The 9,221-nt window shown below is 62.2% G+C and carries 9 protein-coding genes and 2 pseudogenes; 8 read left to right on the top strand and 3 right to left on the bottom strand.

Translation table 11 applies throughout. The features are described from left to right. Positions 1-370: pseudogene (locus EN964_RS14940) on the bottom strand (helix-turn-helix transcriptional regulator); the annotation flags it as partial. Positions 371-553: 183 nt separating this feature from the next. Between EN964_RS14940 and EN964_RS14935 the strand changes: the two are divergent. From EN964_RS14935 to EN964_RS14910, 6 genes are all read left to right on the top strand, one after another. Next, positions 554-1,690 (top strand): ABC transporter ATP-binding protein, encoded by a 1,137-nt coding sequence (locus EN964_RS14935; protein WP_127270017.1) that lies wholly within the window; start codon positions 554-556, stop codon positions 1,688-1,690. Continuing rightward, positions 1,671-2,834, top strand: coding sequence for a PotD/PotF family extracellular solute-binding protein (locus EN964_RS14930; protein WP_127266979.1), 1,164 nt, complete (start codon positions 1,671-1,673; stop codon positions 2,832-2,834). The genes EN964_RS14935 and EN964_RS14930 overlap by 20 nt, the downstream gene beginning before the upstream one ends. A gap of 64 nt (positions 2,835-2,898) precedes the next feature. Then, the gene (locus EN964_RS14925; RefSeq protein ID WP_127276489.1) at positions 2,899-3,756 is read left to right on the top strand and encodes an ABC transporter permease; all 858 of its coding nucleotides are present in this window, start codon (positions 2,899-2,901) and stop codon (positions 3,754-3,756) included. Further along, positions 3,753-4,541 (top strand): ABC transporter permease, encoded by a 789-nt coding sequence (locus EN964_RS14920; RefSeq protein WP_127271529.1) that lies wholly within the window; start codon positions 3,753-3,755, stop codon positions 4,539-4,541. The genes EN964_RS14925 and EN964_RS14920 overlap by 4 nt, the downstream gene beginning before the upstream one ends. Before the next feature lie 104 nt (positions 4,542-4,645). Beyond that, positions 4,646-5,677: an extracellular solute-binding protein gene (locus tag EN964_RS14915; RefSeq protein ID WP_127271527.1), complete on the top strand. Its 1,032-nt coding sequence runs from the start codon at positions 4,646-4,648 to the stop codon at positions 5,675-5,677. Between the two features lie 56 nt (positions 5,678-5,733). Beyond that, positions 5,734-7,344 (top strand): GMC family oxidoreductase, encoded by a 1,611-nt coding sequence (locus EN964_RS14910; RefSeq protein WP_127267082.1) that lies wholly within the window; start codon positions 5,734-5,736, stop codon positions 7,342-7,344. Positions 7,345-7,509: 165 nt separating this feature from the next. On the opposite strand, the gene EN964_RS38560 is transcribed toward EN964_RS14910, so the two are convergent. Beyond that, positions 7,510-7,728, bottom strand: coding sequence for a hypothetical protein (locus EN964_RS38560; RefSeq protein ID WP_236382768.1), 219 nt, complete (start codon positions 7,726-7,728; stop codon positions 7,510-7,512). 55 nt (positions 7,729-7,783) lie between these two features. Further along, positions 7,784-7,966 (bottom strand): annotated as a pseudogene (locus EN964_RS38555) (GntR family transcriptional regulator); the annotation flags it as partial. Between the two features lie 246 nt (positions 7,967-8,212). Between EN964_RS38555 and EN964_RS37695 the strand changes: the two are divergent. Next, a complete protein-coding gene (locus EN964_RS37695) occupies positions 8,213-8,413 on the top strand; it encodes a hypothetical protein (protein ID WP_127267080.1) in 201 nt (66 codons plus the stop codon). 92 nt (positions 8,414-8,505) lie between these two features. Then, positions 8,506-9,221 (top strand): NAD(P)/FAD-dependent oxidoreductase (locus EN964_RS14900; protein WP_127276487.1); only part of this gene is annotated, 716 nt, incomplete at its 3' end.

The following is a 9,221-nucleotide window of genomic DNA, read 5'->3' as shown; positions in this document are numbered from 1 at the left end:
GGCCTGAAGCGCGCAGCCGCATCAGTGAGAGCACCAGCGCATCCTTGCCCGGTAACGGCACGAAGAAGCCGACCTCCTCGGCCAGCCTGGTCTGGCTGTAGTAGGAGCGGAAATACTCGCTGGCATAGAAGCGGTCCGGCGCCAGTTCGCGCATGCGCCAGAACCCTTCCTTGCGCTCGACCGCCGCGTGATGGAACGGGTCGAGCAGATAGGGTCCCTCCTGGTAGAGCGCGACGAAGACGTGGCTTTCGGCCGGCGAGAAGGTTTCGAACAGCAGCGGCGGGCGCGCCGCGCCGCGATAGCCGAACACCACGCAGTGGTCGAAGCTGACATGGAGCCGCAGCCAATCGACCAGCGCATTGCCGAACAGGTCGCCACTGGTCTCCCGCGTCGCCGCGACGAGCGTGGCGAGCTGGCTGTATTCGTCGCTGCGGGACAATCTATACCCCCTTAAACGAGAAAATAGATCAGATATACCACCTGAGAGGTATATACTAGCCGCCATTGGCTCTGGTAGCGTCCCGATATTGCCCTGTTGCTGGAGCCATCAGCCTTGACCGCAGTGCCGGACATCGAGTTTCGCGGCGTCACCAAGCGCTATGGCGCGGTGACCGCGGTCAGCGGCATCGATCTCGCTGTCCCGCCCTCCGCCTTTGTCGCGTTGCTCGGGCCGTCCGGCTGCGGCAAGACCACCTGCCTGCGCATGATCGGCGGCTTCGAGCAGCCGAGCGAAGGCCGGGTGTTCATTCGCGGCCAGGACATGGCCGGCACGCCGCCCTACCGGCGGCCGGTCAACATGGTGTTCCAGCAATACGCGCTGTTTCCGCATCTCGATGTCGAGGACAATGTCGCCTACGGGCTGCGCCAGGCGCGGCCAAGGCTGTCTTCGCGCGAGATCGCCTCAAGAGCGGGCGAGGCGCTCGAAATGGTGCGGCTCGCCGGCTATGGCCGCCGCAAGATCCACGAACTGTCGGGCGGCCAGCAGCAGCGTGTGGCGCTGGCACGAGCCCTGGTCAACAAGCCGGCGGTGCTCTTGCTCGACGAGCCGCTGGCTGCGCTCGACAAGAAGCTGCGCACCGACATGCAGATCGAGCTGCAGAACCTGCAGCGCGAGATCGGCATCACCTTCGTGCTGGTCACGCACGACCAGGAGGAAGCGCTGTCGATGAGCGATTTCGTCTGCGTCATGAACGGCGGCCGCATCGTCCAGCTCGGGCAGCCGAGCGAGATCTATGACGAACCGGCCGATTTGTTCGTCGCCGATTTCGTCGGCAAGACCAACCTCTTGAGCGGTACCGTCGCCGGACATTCGGGCGATCTGGTGGAGGTGGCGCTTGCCGACGGCACCGTCATTGCAGCGCGCAAGCGCACCGCCCTGCAGCAAGGTGAGGCCGTTTCGGTCAGCCTTCGTCCTGAATCGCTCAGCCTTGGCGCTCAGACGGGCGGCCCTTTCAAGGGCATCGTCCGCAACCGAATTTTCCTCGGCTCGACAGCGGAATACGCGATCGAGGTCCAGGGCATCGGAACGCTGCTGGCCAAGGCCGATCACCTGATCGGCCACGGCAATCTCTTCAAGCCGGGTGAACCCGTCGCCATCGGCTTTGCCTCCGGAACGCCGCTGGCGTTTGCGGAGACCAAGAACAACGGGGCCAACCAGAGGGTAGATAAACATGTCGAAATCATATCGTGACGGACTGCCGATAAGTTCCGAGAAATTCGTCGACCAGTTGATGCGCCTCAAGCGCGGCTCGATCGGCCGCCGCGACTTCCTCGGCCTTACCGGCCTTGGCATTGCCACGGCGGTGATGGCGCGCGAGATCGGCATCATGCCGACACCGGCCTTCGCCGCGGAAAGCCTTGGCGACCGCATGTCGATCGCCACCTGGCCGAACTATCATGATCCGGCGACCTTCGAGAACTTCAAGAAGGACACCGGCGTCGCCGTCGAGGTCAATGTGTTCGGCTCCAATGAGGAGATGCTGGCCAAGCTGCAGGCCGGAGCCTCGGGCTGGAGCCTGTTCGTGCCGACCAACTACACGATTTCCACCTACAAGAAACTCGGCATCATCGAGCCGCTGGAGATGGCGAAGCTGCCGAATTTCGACGGCTCGCAGCAAGATCCCCGCTTCACTGGGGAAGGCACGATCGATGCGGTGACCTATGCGGTGCCGAAGAACTGGGGCACCACCGGCTTTGCCGTCAACACGAAGAAGCTGACCAAGCCGATGACCACCTGGAAGGAGTTCTGGGATACCGCCATGGCCGAAGGCGACAGCCGCACCATGGTGCACGACTACCAGCTGACCACGATCGGCAATGCGCTGAAATATTACGGCTATTCGTTCAACTCGTTGAAGCAAGACGAGCTCGCCAAGGCGGAGGAACTGCTGCTCAAGGTCAAGCCGCATCTGTTCGCGGTCTCCTCCGACTACCAGCCGGGCATGCGCGCCGGCGACGCCTGGATGACGATGTGCTGGACGAACGATGGCGCGCAGTTGCATCGCGACATTCCCGAGATCGCCTATGTGCTGGGCAAGGAAGGCGGCGAGATCTGGACCGATTTCTACGCCATTCCGAAAGATGCGCCGAACAAGCCGGCCGGCTACGCCCTGCTCAACTACCTGATGAACCCGCAGGTGGCGGTGAAGGAGCATCTGGCCAATGGTGCGCCGTCGACCGATGCGCGGGTCAACAAGCTGCTGCCCAAGGAAGTGCTCGACAATCCGATCCTCTATCCGGCGGCCGACCTGTTGACGCCGCTGGAATTCGGCGCGGCGGCAACGCTGACAGATCCCGGCCGCGCAGAGCTGATGGCGCGCTTCAAGTCGGCCTGAGGGGCGGTCTGGCGCGGACAATTGACCGGCGGGCATATGTCCGCCGGTATCGGGGCGGTTTTCAATGCGCGGCAATAGATTTCGTCACAACCTCACGACCGCCATGCTGCTCGGTCCGGCGACCGCGTGGCTGGTGGTGTTTCTGGTGCTGCCATTCATTGCCATCGCGGTGTTCAGCGTCGGCGAACGGGCGCCGGAAGGCGGCTATCAAGCGGCTTTCACCTTCGCGCAATATGCCAATCTTCCGGCGCGGGCGGCTGCCTTCTGGAACACGATGGTGCTGGCGCCGATAGGGGCGCTCGCCTGTCTGCTCGTCGCTTATCCCGTTGCTTATTATCTTGCTCTGCGCGCACCGCAGCGCTGGCGGCTGATCCTGCTGGCGCTAGTCGTCATTCCGTTCTGGACCAGCCTTTTGATGCGGACCTATGCCTGGATGTATATCCTGGGCGGGCGCGGCATCCCGGCTCTGCTGTCCTATATCGGTTTCGAGGATATCAGGCTGATCAACACGCCGGGCGCGGTGCTGCTCGGCATCGTCTATGGCTACCTGCCGCTGATGATCCTGCCGATCTTCGCCTCGATCGAGAAACTCGACCCTGCGCTCATCGAGGCGTCGCATGATCTCTATGGCAACCGCGTCACCACATTGCGCCGCGTTATCCTGCCCCTCACCCGGCCCGGCATGATCGCCGGCGCGATCCTGGTGTTCGTTCCAAGCCTCGGCGCGGTCCTGGAGCCGACCCTGCTCGGCGGCGGCAAGACCATGATGATGGGCAATCTCATCCAGCTACAGTTCGGTGGCGCCCGCAACTGGCCGCTCGGCGCCGCCATCGCCATCGTGCTGATGGCCGCGGTCATGGTCTTCCTGATTTTCCAGGGTCTGCGCTCGATGCGCACCGAAGGCATGGAGCGTGCGGCATGAACGCGGACGATGATGTCAGGCGCTATCCGGGCTTCGGTCTCTTCAGCGCGATCTTCTTCGCCTATCTCTATTTGCCCATCGCCGTCGTGGTGTTCTACTCTTTCAATGCGAACCGGATCGTCTCCAATTGGGGCGGCTTCTCATTGCACTGGTACGCCACCGCTCTGTCCAACGCCAACCTGATGACAGCGGTGAAGACCTCCCTGCTCGTCGCCACGGTCGCCACAGTCGCCTCGACCCTTGTCGCGTTGATGGCGGCATTGGTGCTGGTGCGCGGCCGCGATGTCCGGTTCCGCCGCATCTCCGAAGCGGTGGTGAACCTGCCGCTGCTCCTGCCCGAAATCGTCGTTGCTGTCGCCGTCCTGATCCTCTTCTCCGAGATCGGGCTCGCCAACGGAATGGTGAAGCTGATGATCGCCCACACCACCTTCTGCATCCCGTTCGCCTTCCTGCCGATACGCGCCCGCCTGCAGGGAATGGACTTCGATCTGGAGGAAGCCGCCCGCGATCTCTATGCAACCGGTTGGGTCGCCTTTCGTCGCGTCACGCTGCCGCTCATCCTGCCGGGTGTGTTCGCCGGCGCCATGCTCGCCTTCGTCATCTCGATGGATGATTTCATCACCAGCAACCTGTTGAATTCCGGCGGCGCCACCACGCTGCCGGTCTACATTTTCTCGCTGATCAAGCAGGGCGTGTCGCCGCAGCTCAACGCAATCTCGACCTTGATCATGATTGTTTCGGTGGTGCTGGCGACCGTGGCCTTCCTGCTTCAGCGACGGCAGTAGCAGCGGCGTAGTTTTTCCTAATCAAGGCGTCGGGCAAATCGAATTTATCGAACCCGGCAGTTTGTTATCGTCGCCCCTGGGAGAACAACAAACAGGGGAATGACATGACGACTAAAATTGCAGCGCTCACCATGGCCGGTGCCATGAGCCTCGCCTTTAGCGTGCCCGCTCTCGCCGAGGGCAGCCTGGCCATCTACGCATGGGCGGATTCCATCTCGCCCGAGATGGTCACGAAATTCGAGAAGGAAACCGGCATAAAGGTCACGGTCGACGCCTTCTCATCCAACGAGGACCTGCTCACCAAGCTGCAGGCCGGCTCGTCGGGCTACGACATCGTCACGCCTTCGCAGCACTTCGTGAAGATCATGATCGATAGCGGGCTGCTTGAGGATTTCGGCGCCAGTTCGATGGCGGCCTACAGCCAAGTCCTGCCGGACTGGCAGAAACCGTGGTGGGATGCGACAGGCAATCATTCGATCCCGCTCGCCTTCGGCAATGCCGGCTACACCGTCAACCGCGACCTCTACAAAGGCCCGGTCGACAGCTGGAAGACCTATTTCGAGCCACCGGCGGAGCTGCGCGGCAAGATCGCCAGCCTGGCGCAGCCCGACGAAGTCATTCCGGCAGCGGAAAACTATCTCGGCATCAAATATTGCAGCGAAGACCCGCAGGAGATGAAGCGCGTGCTCGACCTCTTGCTGGCGCAGAAGCCATTCGTGGCGGCCTATTCCAGCGACAACATCGAAAACCGCATCGGCAGCGGCGAGGTTGCCGCCCATTTCTGGTGGGACGGCAACACCATGAGGCTTCGCCGCAACGACAAGGCCAATGTCGAATACGCGATGCCGAAAGAAGGTCTGGTCGGCTGGCTGGATTCCTATGTCGTGCCGAAGGGCGCGACCAATATCGAGAACGCCAAGAAGTTCATCGATTTCATGACCCAGATCGACAACGCGACGGCGCAGTACAATTATTACGGCCACTCTTCGCCGGTGAAGATCGACGAGAGCAAGGCGCTCTACAACAAGGAGAACGCTCCGGAGCTGTTCCCGACCGTTCCCGTCAAGATGGGCCAGGCCTGCTCGCCGGCGGCGCAGGAACTCGTCACCAAGGTCTGGACGCAGCTTCTGCAATGAGCCGCTCAGCCGGGGCGCGCGCCGCCCCGGCATCTCCATTCTCAAAGGGGCTGGCCATGCAGACCGAAAATCTTGACTACGACTACATCGTCATCGGCGCAGGCTCGGCCGGTTGTGTCCTTGCCAATCGCCTGAGCGCCAACCCGTCCCACAAAGTGTGCCTGATCGAAGCCGGCGGCAGCGACAGCGGCCTGCGGGTCAAGGTGCCTGCCGGCATCCTCTCGCTCTACGGCAATCCGAACTATGACTACTGCTATGTCGGCGTGCCTCAGCCCAACCTCAACGGCCGCAGGATTCCGGTCAATCGCGGCAAGGCGCTGGGCGGCTCCAGTTCCATCAACTCGATGGTCTACATCAGGGGCGCCGCGCAGGACTATGACGAGTGGTCGCGACTCGGCTGCGCAGGCTGGGCATTCAGCGACGTGCTTCCCGTCTTCAAGAAGCTCGAGCGCAACCTGCTTGGCCAGGACCCGCACTACCACGGTACAGGCGGGGAACTGCTGGTCGACAAGCCGCGCGATCCGAATGTGCTGTCGTCGATGTTCGTCAAGGCCGGCAACAATGCCGGTCTTCCGGCCAACAGCGACTTCAATGCCGAAAGCCAGTTCGGCCTCGGCATCTACAATGTCACCCAGGATCGCGGCCAGCGCTTCAGCAGTTTCACCGCCTTCATGCGCCCGGTGCTCGATCGCAAGAATCTCACAATCCTCAGCGAATGCGAAGTGATCGACCTCGATATAGCCGAGGAACGCGCGACAGGGGTACGGGTGCGGTACAAGGGCGAGCAGAAGACGCTGTCGGCCCGCCGCGAAATCGTGCTTTCGGCCGGGGCGATCAATTCACCGAAGATCTTGCTGGCGTCCGGCATCGGCGCAGCCGCCGAGCTGCAGGCGATCGGTATAAAGCCGGTTGTCGATCTGCCGGGCGTGGGCAAGAACCTTCAGGACCATATCGACGGCATGATCACGGTCCGCTCCTCGAGCACGAAGACGCTCGGCCTGTCGCTGCCCAACCTGCCCCGCGTGCTGGCTGCGCCCTTCCGGTATTTTGCCGGCCGCAAGGGCATGCTCACCACCAACTACGTCGAAGCCGGCGGCTTTGCCCGGACGAAGTATGCGAACGGCATTCCCGACATCCAGTTCCATTTCGTGCCCGGCTATCGCAGCCATCGCGGCAGGCTGGTGGAGTACGGCCATGGCTACGCAATGCACACCTGCGTGCTCAGGCCCAAAAGCGTCGGCGAACTCAAACTGTCAGGCCAGGCATCGAACCGGGATGTGCTGATCGATCATCGCTTCTTCTCGAACGACGAGGATGCCAGGGTGTTGGTCGAAGGCATCAAGATCGCGCGTCAAATCTTTGCCGCATCCGAGTTCGACCCGATCAGGGGGACGGAGATGCTGCCGGGCAAGGATGTTCGCAGCGATGACGAGATCCTCGCCTATCTGCGTGCCGAAGCGCTCACCGTCTATCATCCGGTGGGGACGTGCAAGATGGGGACCGATGCGATGGCCGTCGTCGACCCGGCAACGCTCAAGGTGCGCGGCATCAGTGGCTTGCGGGTCGCGGATGCGTCCGTGATGCCGAAGCTGATCGGCGGCAACACCAATGCCCCCAGCATGATGATCGGGCACCGGGCAGCGGAGATGATCCTGGGCCGGGGATAATTTCTGTAGCGCAACTCCAGGAAAGGCGTGCAGCGGCCTTCCTTCAGTAGCCGCGCAAAAACAGTGAGTTGGAGCGGTTCAGTCAATCAAACATTGAACCGGCGCCTTTGCAGCTGGGCTGCGGCGGGCACGCGCCGTCGAATTCAAGCGGCTTGATCGTCCCGCTCATCCGCCTCGCCGTTGATCTCGCGCAGCAGCCTTTCGATGTCGGCCTTCGGGAGACGGTTCGGCGAGTTGGTCGCGCATCAGCCGGCGCAACGTCGAGGTCAGCGCGCCCGGCGTCGCATTGTAGCGCGCCAGCAGTGCCCGCTCGCTGATGATCCCATCCAGGACACCGAGTGCCATGTCGCGCATCACTTTCTCGTCGAGAGAAAGCGACCCCACCTGATCTCGGCGAGCGCCCGGCTGGATCGCTTCGAGCAATCGAGCCGCGGTTGGGCTCGTAAGTTACGACCCCTTCACCCTGCAATTGCACCAGAGCGTGACGCACAGGTGTACGCGAGACGCCAAGGGTCGCCGCGATCTCCGCCTCGTTGATCCGCTCACCGACTTGAATTCGCTCGAAGAACTGAGCCCGAAGCTGATTGCGAATGCGTTCCTGGAGCGGCGAGGCTGCGGTCATACTGACCCTGCATGCGCGCCGCCGGGCCGAGCCGGATCGAAGCCGAACCGCATGCGTATTCCGAAGACATGGACACGACAAACATGGCGCGCCACTACATCGCAACTTGGCTATCGTGGCCTTGGGAGACGCGGTTTACCACCGAAATGAAATCCGCGACCAGCTTGTTCGGCGTACCTCGATAATCGAAGGCGATGACGCATTCCTGCATGGTCAGGTTTATTTGGCAGCCTGATCGTAGCCTTCGTGCTGTCGCTCAATGGCCGGAAATATCTCGTTCTACCCGGCGCCACGCCTACCATGCCATCGGTCGCCTGGGGCGCACTGCGCTATGGTGTCAAGCCGGAGCTCTATGCGCTTTCGTCGATCATCAACATTATGGTATTTGCCGCAATCGCGGTGCTTTATTTCGTTGCACGCTCGGACAGAAAACGGCCGATGGAGTGACATCTCATGCTTGTGGTGCTTTCGGCGGGCCGGAATTCTGGTGAGGCCTGCTTGCACGTCCTGCATTGTGCCCCAGGGGCTGGCGAATGACGATGGGGGTCCCCGACGAGAAAGTCGATTGCATCGTCATCGGCGCCGGCGTCGTCGGTCTGGCGATTGCGCGGCGGCTGGCGCTCGAGGGACGCGAAGTTCTTGTCGTGGAGGCCGAGGACAGCCCCGGGCTGGGCACGTCGAGCCGCAACAGCGAGGTCATCCATGCCGGCATCTACTACCCTAAGGGCAGCCTGAAAGCGCAGCTATGCGTCGAAGGAAAGAACGCGCTTTACCGCTATTGCGAAGCGCGCGGGATTCCGCACCAACGCATCGGCAAGCTGATCGTCGCTACCAGCGACGCGGAATTGCCGATCCTGGAGGGGATCCGGACCAAGGCTGCGGACAATGGTGTTGCGGACCTGGAGATGCTCAGCCGCGCGGATGTGGAACGGCTTGAACCTGAACTGGAGGTTGCCGGCGCGCTTTTGTCCCCAAGCACGGGGATCGTCGACAGCCGCGCGCTGATGCTGGGGCTACAGGGCGATGCCGAGAATGCCGGTGCCACCTTTGCGTTTCGCGCGCCGGTTCTCGGCGGCAACGTCGCCGAAACGGGCTGCGAGCTCCAGTTTGGCGGCGATATGGAAGGCTATCGGATCGCCGCAAATCTGGTCATCAATGCGGCCGGATTGTCAGCCCATCTCGTTGCCCGGAGCCTTGCGGGCGGGCATGGCGGCAAAATCCCAGATGGCACCTACGTCAAAGGCAATTATTTTGC

Origin of the sequence: Mesorhizobium sp. M7A.F.Ca.CA.001.10.2.1, assembly GCF_003998575.1 — a bacterium.
Taxonomy (GTDB): Bacteria; Pseudomonadota; Alphaproteobacteria; order Rhizobiales; family Rhizobiaceae; genus Mesorhizobium.
This window is presented reverse-complemented; position numbering and strand designations above follow the sequence as displayed.